The sequence below is a fragment of the Streptomyces triticagri genome (assembly GCF_003429565.1).
Classification (GTDB): Bacteria; Actinomycetota; Actinomycetes; order Streptomycetales; family Streptomycetaceae; genus Streptomyces; species Streptomyces triticagri.
In genome coordinates, this window is the sequence record NZ_QUAK01000227.1 from 1 (window position 1) to 26,137 (window position 26,137).

The 26,137-nt window shown below is 72.6% G+C and carries 22 protein-coding genes and 1 pseudogene; 17 read left to right on the forward strand and 6 right to left on the reverse strand.

The window, feature by feature from the left end; genetic code table 11:
• A pseudogene (locus tag DY218_RS30175) lies at nucleotides 1–284 on the reverse strand (NERD nuclease); the annotation flags it as partial.
• 488 nt (nucleotides 285–772) lie between these two features.
• Between DY218_RS30175 and DY218_RS30180 the strand changes: the two are divergent.
• The 5 genes from DY218_RS30180 to DY218_RS30200 all read left to right on the forward strand — a co-directional run bounded on the left by DY218_RS30180 (nucleotide 773) and on the right by DY218_RS30200 (nucleotide 7,604).
• Nucleotides 773–1,612: a class I SAM-dependent methyltransferase gene (locus DY218_RS30180; RefSeq protein ID WP_128559350.1), complete on the forward strand. Its 840-nt coding sequence runs from the start codon at nucleotides 773–775 to the stop codon at nucleotides 1,610–1,612.
• 336 nt (nucleotides 1,613–1,948) lie between these two features.
• On the forward strand, nucleotides 1,949–3,493 hold the full coding sequence (locus DY218_RS30185) for a sugar ABC transporter ATP-binding protein (protein WP_128559366.1): 1,545 nt from the start codon (nucleotides 1,949–1,951) through the stop codon (nucleotides 3,491–3,493).
• The gene (locus DY218_RS30190; RefSeq protein ID WP_128559351.1) at nucleotides 3,483–5,441 is read left to right on the forward strand and encodes an ABC transporter permease/substrate-binding protein; all 1,959 of its coding nucleotides are present in this window, start codon (nucleotides 3,483–3,485) and stop codon (nucleotides 5,439–5,441) included. The genes DY218_RS30185 and DY218_RS30190 overlap by 11 nt, the downstream gene beginning before the upstream one ends.
• Before the next feature lie 38 nt (nucleotides 5,442–5,479).
• Complete coding sequence (locus DY218_RS30195; RefSeq protein WP_128559367.1) at nucleotides 5,480–6,406, forward strand: ribokinase; 927 nt, start codon at nucleotides 5,480–5,482, stop codon at nucleotides 6,404–6,406.
• Nucleotides 6,407–6,485: 79 nt separating this feature from the next.
• Nucleotides 6,486–7,604, forward strand: a complete 1,119-nt coding sequence (locus DY218_RS30200; protein ID WP_128559352.1) for an acyl-CoA dehydrogenase family protein — start codon at nucleotides 6,486–6,488, stop codon at nucleotides 7,602–7,604.
• A gap of 139 nt (nucleotides 7,605–7,743) precedes the next feature.
• Here DY218_RS30200 and DY218_RS35490 read toward each other — a convergent pair whose 3' ends face one another.
• Together DY218_RS35490 and ku are read right to left on the reverse strand one after the other, a co-directional pair.
• Nucleotides 7,744–7,965: a hypothetical protein gene (locus DY218_RS35490; RefSeq protein ID WP_128559353.1), complete on the reverse strand. Its 222-nt coding sequence runs from the start codon at nucleotides 7,963–7,965 to the stop codon at nucleotides 7,744–7,746.
• A gap of 88 nt (nucleotides 7,966–8,053) precedes the next feature.
• Nucleotides 8,054–9,274, reverse strand: a complete 1,221-nt coding sequence (gene ku, locus DY218_RS30210; protein WP_128559354.1) for a non-homologous end joining protein Ku — start codon at nucleotides 9,272–9,274, stop codon at nucleotides 8,054–8,056.
• Nucleotides 9,275–9,340: 66 nt separating this feature from the next.
• Here ku and ligD point away from each other — a divergent pair, with 66 nt between their 5' ends.
• The 6 genes from ligD (at nucleotide 9,341) to DY218_RS30240 (ending at nucleotide 16,083) form a co-directional block, all read left to right on the forward strand.
• Nucleotides 9,341–10,240, forward strand: a complete 900-nt coding sequence (gene ligD / locus DY218_RS30215) for a non-homologous end-joining DNA ligase (protein WP_128559355.1) — start codon at nucleotides 9,341–9,343, stop codon at nucleotides 10,238–10,240.
• A 36-nt stretch (nucleotides 10,241–10,276) separates the two neighbouring features.
• On the forward strand, nucleotides 10,277–11,191 hold the full coding sequence (locus DY218_RS30220) for an ATP-dependent DNA ligase (RefSeq protein ID WP_233521971.1): 915 nt from the start codon (nucleotides 10,277–10,279) through the stop codon (nucleotides 11,189–11,191).
• 111 nt (nucleotides 11,192–11,302) lie between these two features.
• Nucleotides 11,303–12,673, forward strand: coding sequence for an FtsW/RodA/SpoVE family cell cycle protein (locus DY218_RS30225; RefSeq protein ID WP_128559369.1), 1,371 nt, complete (start codon nucleotides 11,303–11,305; stop codon nucleotides 12,671–12,673).
• A 74-nt stretch (nucleotides 12,674–12,747) separates the two neighbouring features.
• Nucleotides 12,748–14,208, forward strand: coding sequence for a peptidoglycan D,D-transpeptidase FtsI family protein (locus tag DY218_RS30230; RefSeq protein WP_128559370.1), 1,461 nt, complete (start codon nucleotides 12,748–12,750; stop codon nucleotides 14,206–14,208).
• A 128-nt stretch (nucleotides 14,209–14,336) separates the two neighbouring features.
• Nucleotides 14,337–15,209 (forward strand): helix-turn-helix transcriptional regulator, encoded by an 873-nt coding sequence (locus DY218_RS30235; protein ID WP_128559356.1) that lies wholly within the window; start codon nucleotides 14,337–14,339, stop codon nucleotides 15,207–15,209.
• A 22-nt stretch (nucleotides 15,210–15,231) separates the two neighbouring features.
• On the forward strand, nucleotides 15,232–16,083 hold the full coding sequence (locus DY218_RS30240) for a helix-turn-helix domain-containing protein (protein WP_128559357.1): 852 nt from the start codon (nucleotides 15,232–15,234) through the stop codon (nucleotides 16,081–16,083).
• 134 nt (nucleotides 16,084–16,217) lie between these two features.
• On the opposite strand, the gene DY218_RS30245 is transcribed toward DY218_RS30240, so the two are convergent.
• Entirely contained in the window at nucleotides 16,218–17,546 is a 1,329-nt protein-coding gene (locus tag DY218_RS30245) for an MFS transporter (RefSeq protein WP_233521972.1), read from the reverse strand.
• On the opposite strand from DY218_RS30245, the gene DY218_RS30250 reads away from it, so the two are divergent.
• Nucleotides 17,458–19,587: an ATP-binding protein gene (locus DY218_RS30250; protein WP_325052033.1), complete on the forward strand. Its 2,130-nt coding sequence runs from the start codon at nucleotides 17,458–17,460 to the stop codon at nucleotides 19,585–19,587. The genes DY218_RS30245 and DY218_RS30250 overlap by 89 nt on opposite strands.
• Here the strand turns inward: DY218_RS30250 and DY218_RS30255 are convergent.
• Nucleotides 19,538–20,101 (reverse strand): AAA family ATPase, encoded by a 564-nt coding sequence (locus tag DY218_RS30255; RefSeq protein WP_128559360.1) that lies wholly within the window; start codon nucleotides 20,099–20,101, stop codon nucleotides 19,538–19,540. The two genes, DY218_RS30250 and DY218_RS30255, sit on opposite strands and share 50 nt — an antisense overlap.
• A 59-nt stretch (nucleotides 20,102–20,160) precedes the next feature.
• The gene (locus DY218_RS30260) at nucleotides 20,161–21,279 is read right to left on the reverse strand and encodes a ferritin-like domain-containing protein (protein ID WP_128559361.1); all 1,119 of its coding nucleotides are present in this window, start codon (nucleotides 21,277–21,279) and stop codon (nucleotides 20,161–20,163) included.
• Nucleotides 21,280–21,512: 233 nt separating this feature from the next.
• Here DY218_RS30260 and DY218_RS30265 point away from each other — a divergent pair, with 233 nt between their 5' ends.
• From DY218_RS30265 to DY218_RS30285, 5 genes are all read left to right on the forward strand, one after another.
• Nucleotides 21,513–22,451 (forward strand): AurF N-oxygenase family protein, encoded by a 939-nt coding sequence (locus tag DY218_RS30265; protein WP_128559362.1) that lies wholly within the window; start codon nucleotides 21,513–21,515, stop codon nucleotides 22,449–22,451.
• A gap of 122 nt (nucleotides 22,452–22,573) precedes the next feature.
• Nucleotides 22,574–23,296: a TetR/AcrR family transcriptional regulator gene (locus DY218_RS30270; RefSeq protein WP_128559363.1), complete on the forward strand. Its 723-nt coding sequence runs from the start codon at nucleotides 22,574–22,576 to the stop codon at nucleotides 23,294–23,296.
• Between the two features lie 70 nt (nucleotides 23,297–23,366).
• On the forward strand, nucleotides 23,367–23,708 hold the full coding sequence (locus DY218_RS30275) for a hypothetical protein (protein ID WP_128559364.1): 342 nt from the start codon (nucleotides 23,367–23,369) through the stop codon (nucleotides 23,706–23,708).
• Nucleotides 23,709–23,830: 122 nt separating this feature from the next.
• The gene (locus tag DY218_RS30280; protein WP_233521973.1) at nucleotides 23,831–25,006 is read left to right on the forward strand and encodes a C40 family peptidase; all 1,176 of its coding nucleotides are present in this window, start codon (nucleotides 23,831–23,833) and stop codon (nucleotides 25,004–25,006) included.
• 168 nt (nucleotides 25,007–25,174) lie between these two features.
• A complete protein-coding gene (locus DY218_RS30285; RefSeq protein ID WP_128559365.1) occupies nucleotides 25,175–26,023 on the forward strand; it encodes a hypothetical protein in 849 nt (282 codons plus the stop codon).
• Nucleotides 26,024–26,137 lie beyond the last annotated feature (114 nt).

The window sequence follows — 26,137 nt, forward strand, 5'->3', positions numbered from 1 at the left end:
GCGGTGACCGGCGGCCGGGCCGCATCGCGGGCTTCGCCCGCGCCGCCGCGCGCCTGCGCGCCGACCACCGGCCGCGCCTCGTCCGGTGGCCGGGTGGCGGGTAACTCGTAGTCGGGGACGGCCTGTTGGAGCGCATCCAGGGCCGCGTGGCCGTAGCGGGCGTCGGTGATCGTGATGCGGCCCGTCGTACGGTCCAGCCAGCCGACCGCCGTGCCGTCGGGCAGGCCCACGTACCAGCGGTCGTGGCCGAAGCGCTGCCACTGAGTGATCCGGAGTTCGCTCATCGTTCCTCCCGGTTGCCGATGCCTCCAAGCCTGGCGGTCCGGGGCCACCCGCAGCGCGGAGCGAACGCGCGTACGGGCGGCCCCGGGTCGCCATCGCAACAGTCCGGCGACGGCGCTCACAAGGGCGCCCGGTCGACGGCACGGCTCGCACCGGACGCCATGGGACGGGCACGGGGCGCACGGAGTGCGACCGTCCGCCCGCCGTCCGCCCCCATCGCACCTGGCGCCGGCCCGGAAACCGCCGCCGGCTCGCCGCAGAATGCACCCGTCCGCCGCCTCGAACCGCGCGTCCCCGCCCGTTCCACGGCTCCCGATCCCCTGCGTCCGCCCCACCCGTACACGTACGGCAGACACCGCCACAAGCACGCGGAGCGAAGCCCTAACACCCACTCCCACCTGGGCTTTCACCGACCGCCGCCCTACGATCCGACGCATCGGGGAACCACCCTGCCCGCCCCGAACACCTCCGCAACGCCCCAGGAGCCCCCGTGCACCCGTCATCTCCGGAACAACCGGTCACACCCAGCCCGCACACGCTCGGCACCCTCCGCACCGTCCGCACCACAGAGGACGTCCTCGCCCTCCTCGACAGACTGTTCGCACCCGACGCGGACCGATGGACGGAGCGAGCCGGCTCCTGGTGGGACACCTTCTACGCGGACCGTGACCGCGATGTCCCGTTCTTCACCGAGAAGCCCGACGAAAGCCTCGTCTCGTACCTCGACCGCGGCCTGCTGCCATCCGGCGGCCGCGCCCTGGACCTGGGCTGCGGACCGGGCCGCAACGCCCTGCTGCTCGCCGCCCGCGGCTTCGAGGTCGACGCCGTGGATCTGTCCCCGTCCGCGATCGACTGGGCCGAGGAGCGCGCTCGGGATGCGGGCGCCACCATCCGCTTCCTGTGCGCCGACGCGTTCACCACGGACCTGATCACCGGCCCGTACGACCTCGTCTTCGACTCCGGCTGCTTCCACCACCTGCCCCCGCACCGCCGGATCAGCTACCTCGCCCTCCTCGACCGGGTGTTGGCCCCGGGCGGCCGCTTCGGCCTGACCTGCTTCGCCACCGGCGGCATGGGCTCGGAACTCCCGGACGAGTCCTTCTACGACCCCTCCCGCCGCCACCTGCACGGCGGCCTCGCCTACAGCCCGGACGACCTCCGCTCCATCTTCACCGCCTTCACGGAACTCGACCTCCGCCCGATGCACGAAGAGCCCGCCGACTCCCCCCACTTCGGCGTCCCGTTCCTCCACACCGCCCTCTTCGGGCTCGACTCAACTCCACTCCAATCCACTCCAATCCACTCCAATCCAATCCACTCGGCTCGATGAACGGACCTCGCCTCGCCTGACGCATAGTCAAGATCCAGCCACTCCCCGGTGACGCGCCGCACGGCCGACCGTTCCGTTTCAAGCTTGATCAGCGTGGACGGCATCCCGGCGCGCCCTTGCCGGTGGCGGACCGGACGCTGCGAACCAGCCCTGTTTCCGGTCGACTTGGCTGGCTCCTACATCTATGGGTAGGCACCTCCCGGCCCTCGTGCCCCCCATGGCTCCCGTACGCCACAGGGGCCCCGAGATGACGCGAAGGAGGTCTCCGTGACCGATGGCGAGACGGAACGGAAGCAGCGGCCGCAGCCGCCCCCGGGGGACGGCAGCGGTCCGCCGGTGCTGCGTACCGAGGGTGTGCGGAAGGCCTTTCCCGGCGTACTGGCCCTGGACGGCGTCGACTTCGAGCTGCGGCGCGGTGAAGTGCATGCGCTGCTCGGGGAGAACGGCGCGGGCAAGAGCACCCTGATCAAGGTGCTCTCGGGTGCGCACCGCGCGGACGCCGGGCGGATCGAGATGGACGGGCGTGCGGTGCGGATCCGGGGGACCGCGGACGCGGAGCGGCTCGGGATTGCGACGGTGCATCAGGAGTTCACCCTGGTACCGGAGTTGACCGTCGCCGAGAACATCTTTCTGGGGCGGCAGCCGCGCCGTTTCGGGATGATCGACCGCGGGCGCATGGTGGCGGACGCCGTATCTCACCTCGGCCGCGTCGGGCTCGATCTCGACCCGCGTCTGAAGGTCGGCCGACTCGGCGTGGCTCAGCGGCAGATGGTGGAGATCGCGAAGGCGCTCAGCCTCGAGGCGCGGGTCCTGGTGATGGACGAGCCGACGGCGGTGCTCACCTCGCAGGAGGTCACCAGGCTCTTCGGGATCGTGCGGCAGCTGCGGGACGAGGGCGTGGCCGTCGCGCTGATCACCCACCGTCTGGAGGAGATCGCGGAGGTCGCGGACCGGGTTACCGTGCTGCGGGACGGCCGCAGTGTGGGGCGGCTGGCCGCGTCCGCGTCCGAGGACGAGCTGGTCCGGCTGATGGTCGGGCGGAGCATCGAGCAGCAGTATCCGCGGCGGCGCAGCCCGGCCGGGCAGCCGCTCCTGAAGGTCGAGGGGCTGACCCGCGACGGGGTGTTCCACGATGTGAGCTTCGAGGTGCGGGCCGGTGAGGTCGTCGGGCTCGCGGGCCTGGTGGGCGCGGGGCGCACGGAGGTCGCACGCGCGGTCTTCGGCGCGGACGCGTACGACACGGGGACGGTGACCGTGCACGGCAGCCCGCTGCCGGGGCGCGATGTGCCGGCGGCGCTCGGCGCGGGCCTCGGCCTGGTGCCGGAGGACCGCAAGGGCCAGGGCCTGGTGCCGGACGCGTCCGTGCAGGACAACCTCTCGCTGGTGACGCTGCGTTCGGCGACCCGCGCCGGCGTCGTGGACGTACGCGGTCAGCGCGCGGCGGCCGAGAGCGTGGCGCGGCAGCTCGGCGTACGGATGGCGGGGCTCGGCCAGCCGGTGCGGACGCTGTCCGGCGGCAATCAGCAGAAGGTCGTGATCGGCAAGTGGCTGCTCGCCGAGGCGCAGGTGCTGATCCTCGACGAGCCGACCCGTGGCATCGACGTCGGCGCGAAGGTCGAGATCTACGGCCTGATCAACGAGTTGACCGAGGCCGGCCGCGCGGTCCTGATGATCTCCAGCGATCTGCCCGAGGTCCTCGGCATGAGCGACCGGGTCCTGGTGATGGCCGAGGGCCGCGTCGCCGGCGAGCTGCCGGCCGCGGACGCCACTCAGGACGCGGTGATGGCCCTGGCCGTGTCGACACCGCCCGACGCCGCGGGGCAGCCGTCGCGCCACGACACATCCCACGAGGAGGAGGACGACCACCCCCATGACGACTGACACCCACCCGGAGAACAAGACAGGAGCGGGCACCGCCTTCGACATACGCCGCCTCCTCCTCGACAACGGCGCACTGAGCGCCCTGGTCGTCCTGCTGCTCGCCCTCTCGCTGCTCTCCGACGACTTCCTGACCACCCAGAATCTGCTCAATGTCGGCGTCCAGGCGGCGGTCACCGCGATCCTGGCCTTCGGTGTCACCTTCGTGATCGTGTCGGCCGGCATCGACCTGTCGGTCGGCTCGGTGGCCGCGCTCTCGGCGACCGTGCTCGCCTGGACGGCGACCACCGAGGGCGTGCCGGTGTGGATCGCCGTCCTGCTCGCCCTCGGCACCGGCCTCGCCTGCGGCGTGCTGAGCGGCGCGCTCGTCTCGTACGGGAAACTCCCGCCGTTCATCGCGACGCTCGCCATGCTGTCCGTGGGGCGCGGCCTCTCCCTGGTGATCGCCGACGGCACGCCGATCGCGTTCCCGGAGTCGGTGGCGCGGCTCGGCGACACCATCGGCAGCTGGCTGCCGGTCCCGGTCCTGGTGATGGCCGTCGCGGGTCTGGTGACGGCGCTGGTGCTCGGGCGCACGTATCTGGGGCGTTCGATGTACGCGATCGGCGGGAACGAGGAGGCGGCGCGGCTCTCCGGCCTGCGGGTGCGGCGCCAGAAGGTGCTGATCTACGCCCTGTCGGGGCTGTTCGCCGCGGTCGCGGGCATCGTGCTCGCCTCGCGGCTCGCCTCGGCGCAGCCGCAGGCGGCCCAGGGCTACGAACTCGACGCGATCGCCGCCGTGGTGATCGGCGGGGCGAGCCTGGCGGGCGGCGTCGGCAAGGCCTCCGGCACCCTGGTGGGCGCGCTGATCCTGGCCGTACTGCGCAACGGTCTCAATCTCCTCTCCGTGTCCTCGTTCTGGCAGCAGGTGGTGATCGGCGCGGTGATCGCGCTCGCCGTCCTGTTCGACACGCTGCGGCGACGGGCCGACGGCGGGGCGGGGGTGCCGGGGACGGCCTTGGGAGCGCCCGGTTCCGGGCGGCGCGGGGCGCTGCGGCTCGGCCTGGTCGCGGTGTGTGTGGCGGCCGTGCTCGGGGCGATGACGCTGTTCAACTCCGGTTCCTCGGGAGGCGGTACGACGAAGGTGGGCATGTCGCTCTCGACGCTCGGCAACCCGTTCTTCGTACAGATGAAGGCGGGCGCCCAGGCGGAGGCCGAGAAGCTCGGCGTCGACCTCACAGTCACGGACGCCCAGGACGACGCCTCGGAACAGGCGGACCAGCTGCAGAACTTCAGCGGCGAGGGCATGCACGCGATCGTGGTGAATCCGGTCGACTCCGACGCGGTGGCCCCCGGCATCCGGGCCGCACGCAAGGCGGAGGTCCCGGTGATCGCCGCCGACCGTGCGGTGAACGGCGAGACCACGGACTCGCTCGTCGCATCCGACAATGTGGAGGGCGGCAGGCTCGCCGCGAAGGCGCTGGCCGAACACCTCGACGGCAAGGGCCAGGTCGTCACCCTGCAGGGCGTGGCCGGTACGTCGGCGAGCCGGGAGCGGGGGCAGGGCTTCGCCGAGGGCATCAAGGCGTACCCGGACATCAAGGTGGTCGCCAAGCAGCCCGCCGAGTTCGACCGCGCCAAGGGCCTGGACGTGATGACGAATCTGCTGCAGTCGCATCCGGACGTCGACGGCGTGTTCGCGGAGAACGACGAGATGGCGCTCGGCGCGGCGAAGGCGCTCGGCGACCGGGCCGGCAAGTCGGTGGCCGTGATCGGGTTCGACGGCACGCCGGAGGGGGTCGAGGCGGTCCAGGCGGGCAAGCTGTACGCCTCGGTGGCACAACTCCCCGAGCAGCTCGGCCGGATCGCGGTACGCAATGCCGTCCGGGCCGCCGACGACAAGGACGTGAAGGACGTGATCAAGGTGCCGGTGAAGGTGGCCACGCGGGAGAACGCGGACGATTTCTCGTGACGGGGACGGATCCCGCGGCGGCGCCCGACTCCAACGACCTGCTCTCCTACGACCTGCTCGTGGTCGGTTCCGCCAACGCCGACCTGGTGGTGGGTGTCGAGCGCAGGCCCGGCGCCGGTGAGACGGTGCTCGGCTCGGACCTGGTGGTGCACCCCGGCGGCAAGGGCGCCAATCAGGCCTGCGCGGCGGGGCGGCTCGGCGCCCGCACCGCGCTGCTCGCCCGGGTGGGCGACGACGCGCACGGCCGGCTGCTGCTCGAATCGCAGCGGGCGGCCGGGGTCGACACCTCGGGCGTCCTGGTCGGCGGTGCGCCCACCGGGGTCGCGCTGATCACGGTGGATCCGTCGGGCGACAACAGCATCGTGGTCGCCCCGGGTGCGAACGCCCGCCTCACGCCCGCGGACGTACGGGCGGCGGGGCGGCTGTTCGCGGCCGCGCGGGTGGTCTCCGTACAGCTGGAGATCCCGCTCGAGACGGTCGCCGAGGTGGTCCGGGCACTGCCGCCGGACGCGCGGCTCGTCCTGAACCCCTCGCCACCCGCTCCCCTGCCACCGGAGGTGCTCGCGGCCTGCGATCCGCTGGTGGTCAACGAGCACGAGGCGCGCTACGTCCTCGCCGGCGGGCCGCAGCCGGTGGGTGCGACGCCCGAGGAGTGGGCGCCGGCGCTGCTTGACCTGGGCCCGCGATCGGTGGTGGTCACGCTGGGCGAGCGCGGCGCGCTGGTCGCCGTACGCCCGCCGGACGGCTCACCGGCGCCCGCGGTGCACGTGCCGAGCCCCCGGGTCCGTGCGGTGGACACCACCGGCGCGGGCGACGCCTTCACGGCGGCGCTCGCCTGGCGCCTCGGCCTCGGCGACGAGCTGCCGCGGGCGGCGGCGTACGCGGCACGGGTCGGGGCGGCCGCGGTGACCCGCGAGGGCGCCCAGGCCTCGTACCCGACGGCCGCGGAGGCGGCGGCCCTCTGACACCGGTCCGTCCGGGCCCGACCTCGCCGCACCACTCGACGGCAGGCCCGGACGCCGCCCCCGGGCGTACGCTCGACCGATGGACGAGACCGGAGCCGAGTGCCGGGCGCTTCAGCGGGCCAGGTGGCTCGCGGACGACGTGTTGTTCCCGTCGGCGGCCGAAGTGGAGAGCGACGACCGGGTGCCGGCCGCACAGCTGGACCTGCTTGCGGCCGAGGGCTTCTACGGGCTGGCCGCGCCGGAGGACCTCACACGCCTCGATCTGCCGGACTTCCCGGCCGTGCTGCGCCTTGTGGAGCTGCTCGCCGGCGGTTGTCTGACCACGACGTTCGTCTGGATGCAGCATCACGGTGCGGTGATGGCGCTGGCCGATTCGGCCAACGAGGCGCTGCGTACGGCGTACTTGGCGGATCTGGCCGAGGGCCGGCGCCGCGCGGGTCTGGCCGTCGGTGCCGCGGTACGGCCCGGCCCGCCGCTGGTGCGCGCCGAGCGGGTCGACGGTGGCTATGTCCTCGACGGCGAGGCGCCCTGGGTCACGGGCTGGGGCATGGTCGACGTGCTGCACACCGCGGGCCGCGACACGGACGACGTCGTGGTGTGGGCGCTGCTCGACGCCGAGGAGAGCGGGACGCTGTCGGTGGAGCCGCTGGAGCTGCTCGCGGTGCAGGCCAGCCGCACGGTGACGGTGCGGTTCACCCGTCATTTCGTACCCGACGAGCGGGTGCTCGGGACGCAGGCGCAGGCCGCGCATCTGCAGGGGGACATCGAGTCGGTACGGTTCACCGGCTCCCTGGGCCTCGGCCTGGCGGGGCGGGCGATCACACTTCTCGGCGAGGAGGCCGGCGCACTGCCCGGCGAGCTGGACGCGGCCCGGTCACTGCTGCTCGGGGCGAGCCCCGAAGAGGTGCCGGCCGCGCGGGCGCGGATCTCGGAACTGGCGCTGCGCGCGGCATCCGCCTACGCGGTCGCCCACGGCAGCAGATCCCTGCTCCCGTCCGCGACCGCCGGCCGCCTCGTCCGCGAAGCCACGTTCCTCCTCCTCTTCGCCACGAGACCCACAATCCGCGAAAACCTCCTGCACCGCCTCACCACGTCCAGCCGGTCCGGCGACCCCTCCATCCCATCCGGCGACCCTTCCAGCCCGCCCGGCGGCTCTTCCAGCCCATCCGGCAGCTCTTCCAGCCCGTCCGGCGTTTGAGGACATCTTTCAGCCCGTCCGGCGCTTGAGGACGAGCCCGCCAGGGCGAAAAGGAAGCCCGTCCGGCGCTTGAGGACAAGGCGCCCCAGCGCCGGACGCGCTGAACCCCCGCGGGCCCGCCGCCCGCTGACGCCGCCCGCTAAAGCTTGTCCATCCCCGAATACGGCACAGGGATCCGGGCTTGGCGAGCGCCGAAGTCGACCAGCATCGCCACCCCCTCCTCGACCCCGATGATCCTGCCGAGCCCATGACGGTCGTGAGACACACGGTCCCCCAGCGCAAACTCCTTCACCACAGGAAGCGCGGGGGCTTTGAAGGGACTGGTGGCCAGATGGCGCCGGGGCGCGGATCGCTTTGTCATTGCGGTCAGTATGCGCCACACCCACCGTCCGCGGGACCCGTACGACGCGAGGGGCCGTACGACGCGGGAGCGAATGCCTCCCCGCCGTTCAGGCCGACGCCCGCTTCCGCGGCGCCGCCTTCTTCGTCGTCTTCCGCGCAGCGGCCGAGGTCGACTTCGCAGCCTTGGCCCCCTGCGACTTGCCACCCGCCCCCGCCTTGGACGTACTCGCCTTGGACGTACTCGCCTTCGACGAACCGGCCTTGGACGTGGCCCCCGCGGCAGACCCGGACTTCGCCGCCCGCGAGGACTTCGAGCCGGACGCCTTGGACGTGGACGCCTTCGAACCCGCCCCCTTCGACCGGGAGGCCCCCGTCCCCGACGACGCCGACGCCGTCGACTTCTTCCCACCGACCTGCTTCGGCGCAGCCGGCGCGGACTTACGGGCAGCAGCCGTCTTCTTCCGCCCCACGAGCGACGTGACCTCCGCGGCCTCCCCGGAACCCCGGGAATCCCCGGAATCCCCGGAATCCCCGGATTCCGCCCCCTCCCCCCGCGCCTCCTGCGCGGCCCGCACGCTGCTCTCCAGCGCCGCCATCAGATCGATCACCTTCCCACCGGACTCCCCGCGCTCCGCGGCCGGCGCCGGCTCCACACCCTCGGTCTTCGCGGCCAGCATCTCCTCGACCGCCTCGCGGTAGTCGTCGTGCAGGGTCGAGATGTCGACCTCGCCGAGGGTGTCCATCAGCGCGTCCGCAAGATCGAGTTCGGCGTCCCGCACACTGACCTGCGTCTCCGGCGCGGCGGCCTCGGGCGCGCGGATCTCGTCGGGCCAGAGCAGCCCGTGCATCGCGATGGTGTCGTCGACGACGCGGAGCATCCCGAGCCGCTCGCGCCCGCGCAGCGCGAACTTGGCGATGGCGACCTTCTGGCTCCGCTTGAGCGCCTCGCGCAGCAGGGTGTACGGCTTCGCCGCCGGTACGCCGTTGGCCACCAGGTAGTACGCGGTGCCCATCTGCAGCGGATCGATGGCGTTCTCCGGGACGAAGGAGACGATCTCGATGGTCTTGGCGGTCGGGATGGGCAGCGACGCCAGGTCCTCGTCGGTGATCGGGATGATCGAGCCGTCCGCGTCCTCGTAGCCCTTGCCGATCTCCGCCGACGGGACCTCCTTCTCCTCCAGCTCGCACACCTTGCGGTACCGGATGCGTCCGCCGTCGGCGGTGTGCACCTGGCGGAAGGAGATCGAGTGGTTCTCCGTGGCGTTGACCAGCTTGATCGGGATGCTGACCAGGCCGAAGGAGATCGCGCCGTTCCATATCGATCGCACGTCGTACCCCGTCCGTCTTGCGGTGGAATATCGGCTTCCCACTGTTTCGCGTGGGATTCTCATCGTATGACGCCCATCACCGAGGTGGAGGGCCGACGGATCGCGCTCTCGAACCTGGACAAGGTGCTCTATCCCGCGAGCGGCTTCACCAAGGGCGAGGTGCTGCACTACTACGCGGTCGCCGCCGGCTCGCTGCTCAGCCACCTGTACAACCGTCCGGTCTCGTTCCTGCGCTTCCCGGACGGGCCGGACGGCCAGCGGTTCTTCGCGAAGAACGTGCCGCCGGGCACCCCGTCCTGGGTCCGTACGGCCGAGGTGCCGCGGCGGGCGCACGAGGGCACCCTGCGCCAGGTGCTCGTCCAGGACATGGCGAGCCTGATGTGGTCGGCCAATCTGGTGACGGAGTACCACACCCCGCAGTGGCAGGCCGACCGTCCGGGGGTCGCCGACCGGCTTGTGCTCGATCTCGACCCCGGCCCGCCGGCCACCGTCGTGGAGTGCTGCCGGGTCGCGCTCTGGCTGCGCGAGCGCCTGGCCGCCGACGGGCTGCAGTCGTACGCGAAGACCTCCGGGTCCAAGGGCCTGCACCTGCTCGCCCCGATCGAGCCGACCCCGTCCGAGCAGGTGTCGGCGTACGCGAAGGAGCTCGCCGTGGAGGCAGAGCGGGACCTGGCCGGGCTCGCCCTGCACCGGATGACCCGCAGCCTGCGGCCCGGCAAGGTCTTCGTCGACCACAGCCAGAACGCGGCCGCGAAGACCACCGCCACCCCGTACACCCTGCGGGCCCGCCCGGAGCCCACCGTCTCCGCGCCCGTGACCTGGGACGAGGTGGCGGCCTGTGCGGCGCCGGCCGAGCTGTCCTTCCTGGCGGGCGACATGCCGGACCGTCTCGCCCGGCACGGCGACCTGCTGGCCCCGCTGCTCAATCCGAACCGGGCCGGCCCGGTGCCGAAGCCGTCGGGTTGACCTGCGCCGGACCCCGTACGGGAGGACCCTGGGGGCATGCCCGTGAAACCGTCGCCCGCCGTGGTCCTGCGGCCGCCCGTCGCGGTGATGCGGCCCCGTGCGGTCCCGTCCGTGCCCGGACCGGGCGGTCTGCCCGGCGGGGTGCAGTACTCGATCAAGCTGGACGGATTCCGGGCCGTGGCCTTCCGTCTCGAGTCGAAGGTGGTGCTGCAGTCGCGCTCGGGGCGCGATCTGGGCCCGGAGTTCCCGGAGGTCACGGCGGCACTCACCGAGCAGCTCGCGCCCGGCGCCGTACTGGACGGTGAGCTGTGCGCCTATCAGGACGGGCGGCTCGCCTTCCACGAACTGCTGCGGTCCCCGGCCGCGCGGGAGCGGGACGGGGTGCCGGTGTACTTCATCGCCTTCGACGCGCTCGCCACACCGGGCCGCGATCTGCGCGCGCTGCAGCTGCGGGAGCGCTGGGAGCGGCTCGGCGAGCTGCTCCCGCCCGGTGTCCCCGGCGCCCAGCGGGTCCTCGCCACCAGCTCGTACGAGACGGCCCTGACCTGGTACCGGGACATGCGGTCGGTCGGTGTCGAGGGTGTGGTGGCGAAGGCCCTCGACTCGCCCTACTCGACGGCCGCCGCCTGGGCCTGGCAGAAGGTGCGGCACAGCGACACCCGGGAGGCGGCGGTGGTCGGCTTCACCGGTACGGCGGTACGGGCCCGCGCCCTGGTGGTCGTGCTGCCCGGGGACGACACCCCGGTGCTCTCCAGCCCGCTGACCCCGCCGGTGCGGGCGCGCGCCCAGCGGCTGCTGCCGCCGCCGGACGGCCAGGGCACGATCAATGCGGTGGGGCTCGGCGACGTCCCGTATCTGACGGTGCCGTCCGGAGTCTTCGTGGAGGTACGGCAGTTGGCGACCCGGCATGCGACGGTGTCCGTGGTCCGCTTCCGGGAGCCGGGGCGCTGAGCGCGGGGCGCGCCGCATCCACCGGTTCCGCCCGCGCCGCGCCGTCGGCGGCGCGATGGTTCACCGGCAGCCCGGTACGGTCTTGCTACTTTGCCCGGTATGACCGGAACGATGGCGGATGTGACGGACGTGACGGGCCGCCCCGGGGCGCCCGTCCCGCCGGTCCGTGTCGACCGTCGCCGCGGCACCGAACTCGCCCTGCTCGTCCTCGCGGTGCTCATCTGCCTCTTCGGCTACGCCTATCTCGGCCTCGCCCGCGACGGAGCCGTGCCGCCCGACGCGCTCGGCTACGGCGGCGGGCTCGGCGCCCTCGCCCTCGTCGCCCATCTGGCCGTACGGCTGCGCGCCCCCTGCGCCGATCCGCTGCTGCTGCCCATCGCGGTGCTGCTCAACGGCCTCGGCCTGGTGCTCATCCACCGCCTCGACCTGGAGACACCGGGGCACACGGCGGCGCTCGCCCAACTGGTGTGGTCCACCGCGGGGGTGGGCCTGTTCATCGTGACGGTGTTCTTCCTGCGCGACCACCGGGTCCTGCAGCGGTACGCGTACGTCTCGGTCGTCGCGGCGCTGCTGCTGCTCGCCGCGCCGGTCGCCTTCCCCGCGGTGAACGGCGCCCGGATCTGGGTGCGGATCGGCGGATTCTCGCTGCAGCCCGCGGAGTTCTCCAAGGTCCTGCTCGCGGTGTTCTTCGCCGCCTACCTCGCGGCGAACCGCAGCGCCCTCACGTATGCGGGCCGGCGGCTGTGGCGGTGGCAGCTGCCGACGGCGCGGGTACTCGGCCCGGTGGTCACCATCTGGCTGTTGAGTGTGGGGTGTCTGGCGCTCGAGCGGGATCTCGGCACCTCGATGCTGTTCTTCGGGCTCTTCGTGGTGCTGCTGTACGTGGCGACGGGGCGGGCCGGGTGGATCGCCGCGGGGCTGCTGCTCGCCGCGGCCGGTGCCTGGGTGGTCGGCTCGTTCGAGCCGCATGTGGCGGGCCGGGTCTCGGACTGGCTGCACCCGCTCGCCTCCGTGGAGGCAGGCCTCGGACCCAACCAACTCACCCAGTCCCTCTACGCGTTCGCCTCCGGCGGGCTGCTCGGCACCGGTCTGGGCCTCGGCCATTCCACGCTCATCGGCTTCGCCGCCAAGTCGGACTTCGTGCTGGCCACGGCCGGCGAGGAGCTGGGCCTGACCGGTCTGAGCGCGATCTTCCTGCTGTACGCCCTGCTCGTGGCCCGCGGCTACCGGGTGGCGCTCGGTCTGCGCGACCCGTTCGGGCGGCTGCTCGCGGTCGGGCTCGCGGTGATCGTGGCGCTGCAGGTGTTCGTGATCGCGGGCGGGGTCACCGGACTGATCCCGCTGACCGGGATGCCGATGCCGTTCCTCGCGCAGGGCGGCTCTTCGGTGGTGAGCAACTGGCTGATCGTGGCGCTCCTGATCCGGCTCAGCGACTCCGCCCGCGACCGGGGAGCGGACCGGGACCTGGAGGAGGCGGCGTGAAACGGTACCGGGAAGGCCGCAGCGGCACTCCGAAGCGGCCGACGGCCGGCGCCGTCCCGCCCGGCGGCGGCGACATGACGCGGCACATCCGCCAGGCCGCCGCGCTCTGCCTGCTCCTGGTGCTGCTGGTGCTGCTCAACGCGACCCGGCTCCAGGTCTTCGAATCGCGCGCGTACGACGCCGATCCGGCCAACCGGCGCGAGGTGATCGCCCGTTACGCCCAGCCCCGCGGCGACATCCTGGCCGGCGGCCGGCCGCTCACCGGATCCAAGGACACCGGCGAGCAGCTGCGCTACGAACGCACCTACCGCAACGGCCCGTTGTACGCCCCGGTCACCGGCTACGCCTCCCAGTCGTACGGCACCAGCCTCCTCGAGCGGACCGGGGACGGGCTGCTCGCCGGCACCGACCCGATGCTGCAGCCGCTGCCCCTGTGGAACGACTTCACCCGCTCCCGCGAGCCGGGCGGCGCCGTGCACACCACCATCTCCCCCGCCGTACAGCAGGCGGCGTTCGCCTCGCTCGGCGCCAAGCGCGGCGCGGTCGCCGCGATCGAGCCAGCCACCGGCCGCATCCTCGCCCTGGTCTCCACCCCGTCCTACGATCCGGGCCTGCTGTCCGGCAACGGCCCGGACGTGAAACGGAGTTGGGAGCGGCTGACCACCGCCCCCGGCAAGCCGATGCTGAACCGGGCGATCCGGCAGACGTATCCGCCCGGCTCCGCCTTCAAGGTGGTGACCGCGGCGGCCGCCCTCGACAAGGGAACCGTCACCGACGTGGACGCCCCCACCAGATCGCCCGACCCGTACACCCTGCCCGGCACCACGACGCGGCTGACCAATCCGGTGGACGGCTGCGAGGACGCCTCGCTGCGCTACGCCTTCGTCTGGTCCTGCAACACCGTCTTCGCCCGGCTCGGGGTGCGGACCGGCGAGCAGGCGGTGGCGGGCACGGCGCAGAAGTTCGGCTTCAACGACCCGGACCTGCGGATCCCCGCCGCGGTGTCCCGGAGCACCTTCGACGCCTCGATGGACGACGCCCAGCTCGCCCTCTCCTCGATCGGTCAGTACGACACCCGCGCCACCCCGCTGCAGATGGCGATGGTGGCCTCGGCGGTGGCGAACAACGGCGATCTCAAGACCCCGCACCTGGTGGACCGGACCACCGACGAGGACGGCGACCCGCTGATGGTCGAGCACGCGATGTCGCTGCGCCAGACGTTCAATCCGCGGACCGCCACGATCCTGCGGGAGTTGATGGTGGAGGCGGTCGAGAAGGGCACGGGCGGTCAGGCGGCCATCAAGGGCGCGACGGTCGGCGGGAAGACGGGTACGGCCCAGCACGGTCTGGGCAATGCCGGTGTGCCGTACGCCTGGTTCATCTCCTGGGCGCAGGCCGAGGGCGCCGCTCAGCCGGCCGTCGCGCTCGCCGTGGTCGTGGAGGAGGCGGCCGTGGACCGCGACGACATCAGTGGCGGCGGCAGTGCGGCGCCGGTCGCCCGCGCGGTGATGCAGGCGGCGCTGCGCGAGGAGTGAGGCCCCGCGGGAGCCTGTCGAGGGTGCTCAGGCGCTGAGTAGGCAGCACCCGGTCTGGCTGCGGACCGGCCGGCCGGCGGAGCATGTACTGCTGACCGGTCACCGGGAGCGAGGAGCGGCGGAGCAGCATGGGTGAGGAACTGGCCGGACTCCTGCGCAGCTGGCGGGCACGGCTCGAACCCGCCGACGTCGGACTGCCCGCGGGCCGGCGCCGCCGCGTGCCCGGGCTCCGCCGCGAGGAGGTCGCCGCGCTCGCGGGTCTGCCGCTCGGCCAGTACACCCGCCTGGAGCGCGGTCAGCGCCCGCGTCTGGCGCCCGGCGCCGCCGTACGTCTGGCGCGGGCGCTGCACCTGGGGGCGGACGAACGGCTGCGGCTGCTCGCGCTCGTCGAGGCCGCGCCGCAGGGCGGCCCGCCGGACGCCGGTACGCGGCTGCGGCCGGAGCTGGCCACGCTGGTGACGGCGATCGACGGTGCCGCGGCCACCGTCCTGGACACCGGTCTGAACGTACTGGCCTGGAACCGGGCGGGCCATGCGCTGCTCGCCGGCCATCTCGACCCGTCCGTCTCCCCGTCCCCCGGCGCACACCGGCCGCGGCACAACCTCGCCGTGCAGCTCTTCCTCGACCCGCAGACGCGGCGGCTGTATCCCGAGTGGGACGTGGAGGCCCGGCGGGCCGTGGCGCTGCTGCGGCACGCCGTCGCCCGCGAGCCGGACGATTCCCGACTGGCCGTGCTCGTGGGCGAGTTGACCGGAGCGAGCCGGCAGTTCGCCGCACTGTGGGCGCGCCCGCCGCACACGCCCGGCAGCTACGGGAAGGTGCGGATCCGGCATCCGCTGGTGGGGCTGCTGCCGCTGGTCTTCGCGTGGACCGAGTTCGCCGACCGTACGGGGAACCGGCTGCTGCTCCATCATGCCGAGCCTTCGGCGGCCGCACGGGCGACGTTCCGCATGCTCACCGAGCTCTCCGGGCCGGTCCAGGGTCCGATTGACACTCCGTAGCCGTCTGCGTAGCTTCCGCTGGATGGACCGACGGAAAGAGCTGCGCGGATTCCTCCGCTCGCGCCGTGCCCGGCTGCGTCCCGAGGACGTCGGTCTGCCCCTCTTCGACGAGCGGCGCCGGGTGCCGGGGCTGCGCCGCGAGGAGCTGGCCCAGCTCGCGGGCGTCAGCATCAGCCACTACACCCGCCTCGAACAGGGCCAGTACACCAACGTCTCGGCCGAGGTCCTCGACGCGATCGCCTCGGCGCTGCGGCTGCGCGCCGACGAGCACGAGTATCTGCACAATCTCGTACAGCTGCCGCGCACCACCCCCGGCGGCCACCCCGGCAGGACGCTCGAGAATCTGCAGTACCTGGTCGACTCGATCACCGGCGTCCCCGCGTACATCACCGGCCGCTACGGCGATGCGCTGGCGTGGAACCGGCTGACGGCGCTGACCCTCTTCGACTTCGACACGGTGCCGCCGGACCGGCGCACCTGGACGCATGCGATCTTCCTGGACACGGTGCTGCGGACCAGACTGACGGACGCGGGGCAGTGGGAGCGGGCCGCCCGCTTCCAGATCGGCTATCTGCGGCTGTGCTGGAGCCGCTTCCCGGACGACCCGGTGATCTCCGCCGCCATCGCCGAACTCCTGCGTATCAGCGACGACTTCAGGCGCCTGTGGGGCGAGCACCTGATCCACAACTGGCCGCAGAAACGGGTACGCATCCGCCACGAGCGGGTCGGCGCCCTGGAGTTGGAGCTGGAGGTGATGCGCCCGGACGGGGCGCCCGAGCTGGCCTTCGCCAGCTACGCGGCCTCGCCCGGCTCGCCGACCGAGGCCGCGCTGGGGGAACTTGCGGCGGGGCAGCGGGCGACCGTCCGGTCGTAGGGCTTGGGGACCGGTCCCTACGGCGCGGGGACCGGGCGCCTTTCGGCCGCCCGGCCCCGTCGTGGTCTTCCGTCGTGGTCTTCCGTCGTGGATCTTTGTCGTCGGCGCGTCCTGGTCAAGTCGACGCGTCCTGGTCAATGGGCGGCTGCCGTCTCCGGCACGCCGTCCTCGGTGCCGGCGGCCTGGTCGTCCGGGCCCGTGGTGGAGCTGTCCCCTCCCCGCTTCCGCAGCACCGTGAGGGCGATGACCGCGCTGGTGGCGGTGATCAGGGCGCAGGCGACGCCGATGCTGTTGAGGCCGCTCGCATAGGCGGACTCGGCCGCGCCGAGCAGGGCCTCGCCGGCCTGTCCGGGCAGTTCACGGGCGGCGGCGACGGCGTTCTCCATGCTCGCGCCCGCCGATTCGGCGGCGCCCTGCGGGGTGCCGGCCGGGGCGTCGAAGGCGCCCCGGTAGACGGCGGCGCCGAGGCTGCCGAGGGTGGCCACGCCGAGCGCGTTGCCCAGGTCGCCGCTGATGGAGGAGAGCGCGGCCGCGGACCCGCCGCGCTCGGGCGGTACGGAGCCGACGACCAGACCGGTGCCGAGCGACCCGAAGGTGCCGACGCCGATGAAGATGATCACGAAGCCGGTCATCAGGAGCGGCATCCCGCCGACCGCGTCGACCTGGGTGAGCAGCAGATAGCCGGCCATGCCGATGAGCAGCGCGGCCCCGACGACGGTGCCGGTCGCGAAGCGCCGTACGAGCACCGGTGCCACCTGCGCGGCGAGGATCGAGGCGACGGCCGAGGGCACCATCAGCAGGCCCGCCTCCATCGGCGAGTAGCCCTCGACCATCTGCAGGAAGCCGGTGATGAAGAGGTAGCCGCCGCCGGTGCCGAGCATCGAGACCATCAGGATCAACAGCGCGGCGGTGAAGGCGCCGATCCGGAACAACTTCAGGTCGAGCAGCGGGTGTTCGAGCCTGCCCTGGCGCTTCACGAAGACCGTGCCGACGGCCACGCCGACGACCACCGCGCCGAGCGGCAGCGGGGCGAACCCGTGCCGGGCCAGCTCCTTCAGGCCGTAGATCACGGAGAGGATGGCGACGAGCGAGAGCAGCACGCTGAACAGGTCGATACGGCCGGCGTCCGCGTCCTTGTACTCGGGGAGCAGCTTCGGGGCGGCGATCAGGAGCACCACCATGATGGGCACCCCGAGCAGGAACACCGAGCCCCACCAGAAGTATTCGAGGAAGATGCCGCCGACGGCCGGGCCGAGCGCCGTACCGCCCATGAAGCAGCTGGCCCAGACCGCGATGGCGCGACCGCGCTGGTTCGGGTCGTGGAACATGTTGCTGATCAGGGCGAGGGTCGAGGGCATCAGGGTGGCGGCGGCGATGCCGAGCAGTGCCCGGCTGAGGATCAGGGTCTCGGCGCTGGCCGAGCAACTCCTCAGGGCGGGCCCGTCCCTGCGGATCCTGGCCACCAGCCAGGTGCCGCTCGGCGTGACCGGCGAGCATCTGCGGGAGGTGCCGCCGCTGCCGCTGCCCGCGTCCGCGGACGGCCTGAGCGCGGCGGAGGTGCGCGGCTTCGGTGCGGTCGAGCTGTTCGTGGCGCGTGCCGCGGCATCGGCGCCGCACTTCGTCCTGGACGCCGGCACCTTGGACGCGGTGGTGTCGGTGTGCCGGCGCCTGGACGGCATCCCGCTCGCCCTGGAGATGGCCGCGACCCGCGTACGGGCCCTGGGAGTGCACGAGTTGGCGGCCCGCCTCGACGACCGCTTCCCACTCCTCGCGGCCGGCTCGCGCGGCGCCCCGGCCCGGCAGCGCACCCTGCGCGCGGTCATCGACTGGAGCTGGGAGCTGCTCGGCGAGAGCGAGCGCGCCGTACTGCGCCGCCTGGCCGTGCACGCCGACGGCTGCACCCTGGACGCGGCCGAACAGCTCTGCACCGGGGGCGCAGTGGAGCGCCCGGAGGTGCTCGATCTGCTCGCGCGCCTGGTGGACGGCTCGCTCCTGGTGATGTCCGAGAGCCCGGACGACGGCCCCCGCTACCGGCTGCTCGAATCGGTCGCCGCGTACGCCTCCGAACGCCTCGCGGAGTCCGGCGAGTCGGCGGACCTGCGGCGCGACCACCGCGGGTACTACCTGGCGCTCGCCGAGCACGCCGAGCCTCAGCTCCGGGGCCCCGCGCAGCGCCGGTGGCTGCGCCGCCTCGACACCGAGTACGCGAATCTGCGCTCAGCCCTCGACCACGCGGTGGCGGCCGGCGCCGCGGACACCGCCCTGCGCCTGGTCAACGCCCTGGCCCGGTACTGGCAGCTGCGCGGCCGCCACGAGGAGGCGCGGCGCGCACTCACCGCGGCGCTGGGCACGGCGGGAGACGCCGACCCCGTGCAGTCGGCCCGGGCGACGGCGTACCTGGGCGGCTTCCGGCTGCTGCTCGGCGGCACTCCGGATCCGGTCGGCGAGTACGAGGCCGCGCTGCGCCCGTTCGACGATGTGGAAGACCCGTGGGGCCGGGCCACCGCGCAGTGGTTCGTGGCCTCCCAGCAGTACGGCGTCGCCGACCGGCGCCCGAGCCAGGAGCTGCTCGCCTCCGCACTCGCCGGCTTCACCTCGATCGGGGACCGGTGGGGCACGGCCGCGGTGCTCGCGGAGCTGGCCTTCCACGCGCAGCTGGACGGGGACTGGGACGCGCTGCGCCGGCACGGCGGGCGCAGCCTGGACCTGTTCCGTGAACTGGGCGACCAGTGGGGCCAGTTGCACGCATCGGTGCCGCTGCAGATGGCGGCCCAGGTGAACGGCGACTACGCACGGGCCGAGCAGCTGCACCGCGAGGGCCTGCGCAGGGCCGAGGACCTGGAGCTCTGGCCGGACGTCTGCTTCCAGCTCTCGGGGCTCGGCCGGATCGCGCTGCTCGGCCGGGACTTCGCCCGCGCCCGGGACTTCCACGAGCGGGCCCGGCGCCTCGCGGTCGCCCAGTCGGACCGCTTCGGCGAGCAGTACGCGGAGACCGGCCTGGCCATCGGCGCCCGCAGGCAGGGCGATCTGGACGCGGCCGAGGCCCATCTGCGCCAAGTCCTCGAGGTGCACCGGCAGATGGGGTACGAGCCGGAGGTCCCGGCGCTGATCCTGGCCGAACTCGGCTTCGTGGCCGAGCTGCGCGGTGATCCGTCGACCGCCCTGCGCCTGCAGCGCGAGGGCCTGTCCGCGGCCCGCGCGGCCGGCGGCTCCCGCGGCCTCGCCCTCGGCCTCGAGGGCCTCGCCGGCGCGCTCTCCCTATCGGGCGACGCCACTGCGGCGGCCCACCTCCTCGGCGCGGCAGCAGCGGCCCGCGACTCGGTGGGCGCGCCGCTCCCGGAGGGCGAGCGCGACGACGTCGCACGCATCGAAGTCCGGACCCGCGGCCTCCTCGGCGAGGCCGAGTTCACGACGGCGTACGAGTACGGCCGGGCCCTGGGCCCCGAGGACCTCCTCAAGCACCACCCGTCCCTGGCCACCCCGCCCGGGAGATCAGCGAGTTGACCTGGGCAACACGGTGGGACAGCTCTCCGGCCGGGATGTCGACGATCTCGTAGCCGAAGGTGCGGTAGCTCTGCTCGTGGATCTGCTCGAAGACCAGCGAGTCCTCGAAGCTGATCCGCCGGGCCGGACTCGGCTCGCAGAAACCCAGATTGCGGACGAAGAGCACCTGCCGTTCGTAGATGCCCCGGGAGGTGATCCGCTCCAACTCCTCGCTCAGCGCCGGTGACACGGGATGGCCGAGGTAGGTGGCGAGGGCGTGGGTACAGACCGGCGAGCGGTCGAAGACCTGGACGTCACCGGAGGCATCGGCCTCCGACTGCCGCCGGCGCTGCAGCGCGGCGATGTCGTCGATGAACGACGCCCGCGTCCACGGCTCGTCCACGCCCTTCCCCTGCGCCTCTGCGATGACCGAGGTGGCCGCCTCCTCGACGACCGCGTGCCCGAGCTCCGCCAGGCGGTGCAGGATCGAGGTCTTGCCGGATCCCGGAGTGCCCGTGAGGACGTACCGCCGCATGTTCTGAGTGCCTTTCGTGGGTGTGCTGCTGTGTCCGAGGCGGCGGCGGCCACGCGCGACTAGGCGTTCTTCTCGATCTCCTCGCCCGCCGCGATCGCGTCCCGTACCTCCGCGACGCGCTCCGCCTCCTCCTCCGCGAAGCGTTCCGCGTCGAGTTTTTCGGCTATCTCCTCGTCCTGGGCCATCAGTTGGTCGAGGTTGGAGTTGCCCATCTCGAAGACGCCCATGTCGACGTACGCCTCCTGCAGGCGTTTGCCCCACAGGCCGATGTCGCGGACGCACGGCACGATGCGGCTGAAGAGCAACTGCCGGAAGAGCTGCAGGTATTCGGACTGCTCGCTGTATTCGTCCGCCTCGGCCTTCGGGATGCCGAAGTTCTCCAGGACCTCGACGCCGCGCAGTCGGTCCCGCATCAGATAGCAGCCCTCGATCACGAAGTCCTCGCGCTCGCGGCGTTCCGCGTCGGTGAGCTGCTGGTAGTAGTCGCGCAGGGCCATCCGTCCGAAGGCCACGTGCCGCGCCTCGTCCTGCATGATGTACGCCAGGATCTGCTTGGGCAACGGCTTGTCCGTGGTGTCCCTGATCATGCCGAAGGCGGCGAGCGCGAGCCCCTCGATCAGCACCTGCATGCCGAGGTAGGGCATGTCCCAGCGGGAGTCGCGCAGGGTGTCGCCGAGCAGCGACTGCAGATTGTCGTTGATCGGGTAGAGCATGCCGAGCTTGTCGTGCAGGAAGCGGCCGTAGATCTCCGCGTGCCGGGCCTCGTCCATCGTCTGCGTCGCGGAGTACAGCTTGGCGTCCAGGTCCGGCACCGATTCGACGATCCGCGCGGCGCAGACCATCGCACCCTGCTCACCGTGCAGGAACTGGCTGAACTGCCAGGACGCGTAGTGCTTACGCAGTTCGCCCTTGTCCTTGTCGGTCATCTTCGCCCAGTGGCGGGTGCCGTAGAGGGTGAGGGCCTCGTCCGGAGTGCCGAGCGGGTTGGCCGGGTCGACTTCGAGGTCCCAGTCGATGCGCTTGGCGCCGTCCCACTGCTTGTCCTTGCCCTTCTGGTAGAGGGCGAGGAGGCGTTCGCGTCCTTCGTCGTACTCCCAGCTGAAGCGGGCCGCGCCGGTGGCGGGCACCTGCCAGACGGGGTCTTCGGGGTTCTTGGTGTAGAGCTCGCTGGTGGACACGTCGCGTCTCCTTCGGCTCGCAGGGTGCCTGCAGTACCGGCCCGTCTGCAGATTCACACGCTGGTATACGTACGGTCAACAACTCCCGCGGCACCTCCGCGGAGCGTGGTCGCCACCTGCCGCAGCAAGTCCCGTACAAGGGATTGACGGTCCTGCTGACGGGCAGTCTCATAAGACGTGACCTTCGGTAACTCGACGCGCGCACCCATCAGTTGCGGGACGGGACGGACGGCATGACGACCACCGCGGAAGCCGGCGCGCTCACCGGCGTGAGCGATGCACTCGGCCTGCTCAAGGACCGCGAGCAGGTGGCCGAGCGACTCCTCGAGGCGTCCGCCAGACACTCCTTCGACCCGGACCGCGAACTCGACTGGGACGCACCGGCCGAGCCCGGCAAGTGGTTCTGGCCGCCGGAGCTGGTCTCGCTCTACGACACCCCGATGTGGCACCGGATGCCGGAGGACCAGCGCCACGAACTGGCCCGGCACGAGGCCGCCTCGCTCGCCTCGCTCGGCATCTGGTTCGAGATCATCCTGATGCAGCTGCTCGTACGGCACATCTACGACAAGTCCGTGACCAGCTCGCATGTGCGGTACGCGCTGACCGAGATCGCCGACGAGTGCCGGCACTCGATGATGTTCGCCCGGATGATCAAGAAGGCCGGGGCGCCGCCGTACCACGTGACGCGTGTGCACCACAATCTTGCCCGGGTGCTCAAGACCGTGTCGACCACGCCGGGTTCCTTCGCCTGCACGTTGCTCGGCGAGGAGATCCTGGACTGGATGCAGCGCCTCACCTTCCCCGACGAGCGGGTGCAGCCGCTGGTGCGCGGGGTGACGAGGATCCACGTCGTCGAGGAGGCTCGCCATGTGCGCTACGCCCGCGAGGAGTTGCGCCGCCAGATGGTCACCGCGCCGCGCTGGGAGCGGGAGTTGACCCGGATCAGCAGCGGCGAGGCGGCCCGCGTCTTCTCCCTCGCCTTCGTGAACCCCGAGGTCTATTCGAACGTCGGCCTGGACCGCCGCGCCGCGGTCGCCCAGGTCAGGGCCAGCGCCCACCGCCGTGAGGTGATGCAGACCGGCGCCCGTCGCCTGACGGACTTCCTGGACGACGTGGGTCTGCTGCGCGGTGTCGGGCGGCGCCTGTGGCGCAGCTCCGGCCTGCTGGCCTGAGACTCCGGGGACCTCCGGGGCACCTGCCGGGCTCCTCCCTGGATCTCCCGGGAACCTCCCGGGACTTCCGGAGGCTGACGCTCCGGGACCGGTCGGCAGGCACTGCCGATACGCTGCCAGACATGTCCCCCGCCACCACCCCCGCGTACCGACGGCTGAGCGTCGAGGCCAGACGGGTCCAGCTGCTCGACGCGGCGCTCGGCCTCTTCGCCCATCATGCCCCCGAGGACGTCTCGGTGGACGACGTCGCGGAGGCCGCCGGCGTCTCCCGGCCGCTGGTGTACCGCTACTTCCCCGGCGGCAAGCAGCAGTTGTACGAGGCCGCACTCGGCACGGCGGCGGACGCGCTGCGCGCCTGCTTCGACGAACCGCAGGACGGCCCGCTCACCGAACGGCTCGGCCGGGCCCTCGCCCGCTATCTCGCGTTCGTCGACGGGCACGCCACCGGATTCAGTGCGCTGCTGCAGGGCAGCGGGGTGGCGGCGACCTCGCGGACCGGTGCGATCGTGGACTCGGTGCGTACGGCGGCCGCCGAGCAGATCCTCTCCCATCTGGACGTGACGGAGCCGGGGCCGCGGCTGCGGATGATGGTCCGGGTGTGGATCGCCGCGGTGGAGGCCGGCTCCCTGATCTGGCTCGACGAGGGCAAGGAGCTGCCGACGGACGAGCTCTGCGCGATGTTCCTCGACCACTTCGTCGCCCTCACGGTCGCCACCGCGGCGACGGACCCCCAGACCGCGGGCGTCCTCCAGACCGCCCTCGGCCTCGAACGCGGCGACGGCCCCGCGGGCACGCTGGCCCGCCGCGCCCTCCCGGTCCTGGGCGACGCGGGACACCTCCTGTAGGCGCGGCGCCGGGTCGTCGTTCGGCCCGCCCGGGGAAACGGGAAGGGGCGGTTCGGGGGACACTGGCCACGTGAAGAGCGAGAACACCCCCTTCGTCGGTGGCCCCCTGGACGGCCGCGTCCTACCGATCCTGCTCGGCCCCACGGGCCACCCGCCCAAGGTCTACGAGGTCCCGGTCCCGGACCGGGAGGGTGGCGGCCCGCCCACCGTCCTCGTCTACCGCCGCGTCCCCGCCGGCTACAGCAGGCGCCTCGGCCTGCAGCAGGGCTGGAAGTACGAGTACGACCCGAGCGGACAGCGCGGCCGCCGCCTGAAGTGGCCCTGGTCGAAGCCGGACCCACAGACCGACACGGGCAACGGCACCGGCACCGGCACCGGCACCACCGACGCCCCTCCGGAGCGCCCCACCTGACGGGATGTCAATCCTGCCGCACCGCACCACCCCGTATCGAGTGGAACGTTGACTCCGCCCGGCCCTGCCCACCCGGCAGGCCCCCGCAGCACGTCCGACGCTCGCCTCGGAGGTGATGCCCTGTGCGGGCAGAAACGCTGCGCATCCTGTGCGCGACAGCAGTGGCGACGACAATCCTGGCAACCCCCGCCACCGCGGCCCCCGCCGCGCCGCCCCCAGCCGCCCCGCCCCCCGCCGCACAGTCCGTGGGCCGGCTCCTGACCGAGCTCCAGAAGCTCTACCGCCAGGCCGAGCAGGCCACCGAGACGTACAACGCCACCGCGGTCGCACTGAAGAAGCAGCAGCGCGAAGCGGCCCTCCTCGGCAAGGACCTGACCAAGGCCCGCAAGGACCTGACCGCGAGCCGCGCCGCGGCCGGCCGGCTCGCCCGCCGCCAGTACCAGGGCGACAGCGAACTCTCCCCGTACGTACGGCTGCTGCTGGCCCGCGACCCCCGGTCCGCCCTGGACCAGGGCCATGTGCTGCGCCGCCTGACGGACCGCCGGGCCAGGACCATCGACCGGCTGACCGCGGGCGAGAAGCACGCCGCGTCGCTCGCGACCCGTTCCCGCAAGGCCCTGGACAAGCAGACCGCTCTCGCCGGACAGCAGAAGAAGCAGCGCGACACCGTGCGGCAGAAGCTCGCCGAGGTCGAGAAGCTGCTCGCCGGCCTCAGCGCCGAGGAACTCGCCGAACTGAGCCGCCTGGAGACGGCAGGCACCGAGAAGGCACAGCAGTCGCTGCTGGCCTCCGGCGCCCTGGGCGCCCCCGGCCCCGGCGGCTCCCCCGCCGCCACCCGCGCCCCGTCCTCCGCAGGCGACAAGGCCGTACGCCACGCCGTACGCCAGATCGGCAAGCCGTACGTATGGGGCGCCGAGGGCCCGGAGTCGTACGACTGCTCCGGGCTCACCTCGCAGGCCTGGGCGGAGGCGGGCCGTACCATCCCGCGCACCTCGCAGGAGCAGTGGAAGCAGCTGCCGAGGGTGCCCCTGAAGTCGCTCCGGCCGGGCGACCTCGTCGTGTACTTCCCTGACGCCACGCATGTCGCCCTCTATCTGGGCGACGGCCTGGTGGTGCAGGCGCCGCGTCCCGGTACCAAGGTCAAGGTCTCCCCGATCGCGGCGAATCCGCTGCTCGGCGCGGTACGCCCGGACCCGGGCGCACCCCCGGTCGACGACTACCGCCCGCCGAAGCTCCCGAAGGGCGCCCGCGACGGCTCCGACACCGGCTACGGCTCGGCGACCGCACCGGACGCGTGATCCACCGCGGCACCGCACCCGTACTCCCCCTCCCCCTCCGCAGATCCCCCGCGCCCAGGACCAATCCGCGCGGCCGTCCGTACCGAACCAGGGGCATCGACAACCGAACGCAGTTCCGCACCCAGCGAGCACGGCGGGCGGCGGGGCTGCCGAAAGGGGATGCTCCTCGTGACAGCCCGACGCTCAACCCGCCTCACCACGCTGCTGGTTCTGCCCGCGGCAGTCGGCCTCGCGGTGTCCGCACCCGCGGTCGCCCACGACGGCCACGGCGGACACGACGGCCGACCCGCCGGCAAGGCGAAGGCCGAGGACGGCGACACGTATCAGATCGACCTCGGGCAGCTGAACGACTCCGGCGCGAGCGGCGCCGCACTCCTGAGCCTCGACGGCAACAAGCTGACCGTGAAGGTCGACGCCAAGGGCCTCGTCCCCGGTCAGCCGCACGCCCAGCACATCCACGGATCCACCGACGGCCACGACTTCCGCTGCCCGGACAGGAGCGCGGACAAGGACGGCGACGGAATCGTCACCACCGCAGAGGGCCTCCCGGTGTACGGGGACATCAACATCTCCCTGACCACCGAGGGCGACACGTCCAAGGACAGCGGCCTGGCCGTCGACCGGATGCCGGCCGCGGACAAGGACGGGAACGTCAAGTACTCGCGCACGATCACCGTTTCGCGGGACGTGGTCGACCATCTCAGGGACCTGCACCTGGTCCAGCACGGCATCGACCCGAACGACAACGGCAAGTACGACTTCGGCAAGGGCAAGAGCGAGCTCGACGCGAAGCTCCCGCAGGAGGCGACCGCGCCCGCGACCTGCGGCATGGTCAAGGGCGCCGCGGTCGGCTCCATGCCGGTGGGCGGTGTCGAGACCGGCACGGGCGCCCCGCAGGGTGACCACACGTCCACCGGCATGTTCGCCGCCGCAGGCGCGTCCGTCCTGGCCGCCGGCGGACTCTTCGCCCTGCGCCGCCGCAGCCGCCCGAGCGCCGCGGCCGGCCCCCAGGCCTGAGCCGCGGACCCGCTGAGCAGGGGACGCGCCATGAGGGAGACGCACGAGGCAGGCGACGACGGCGGTGGCGGGCGCCCGGGCGAGCCCGGCGGCGAGGCGACCGGACCGGGCGGC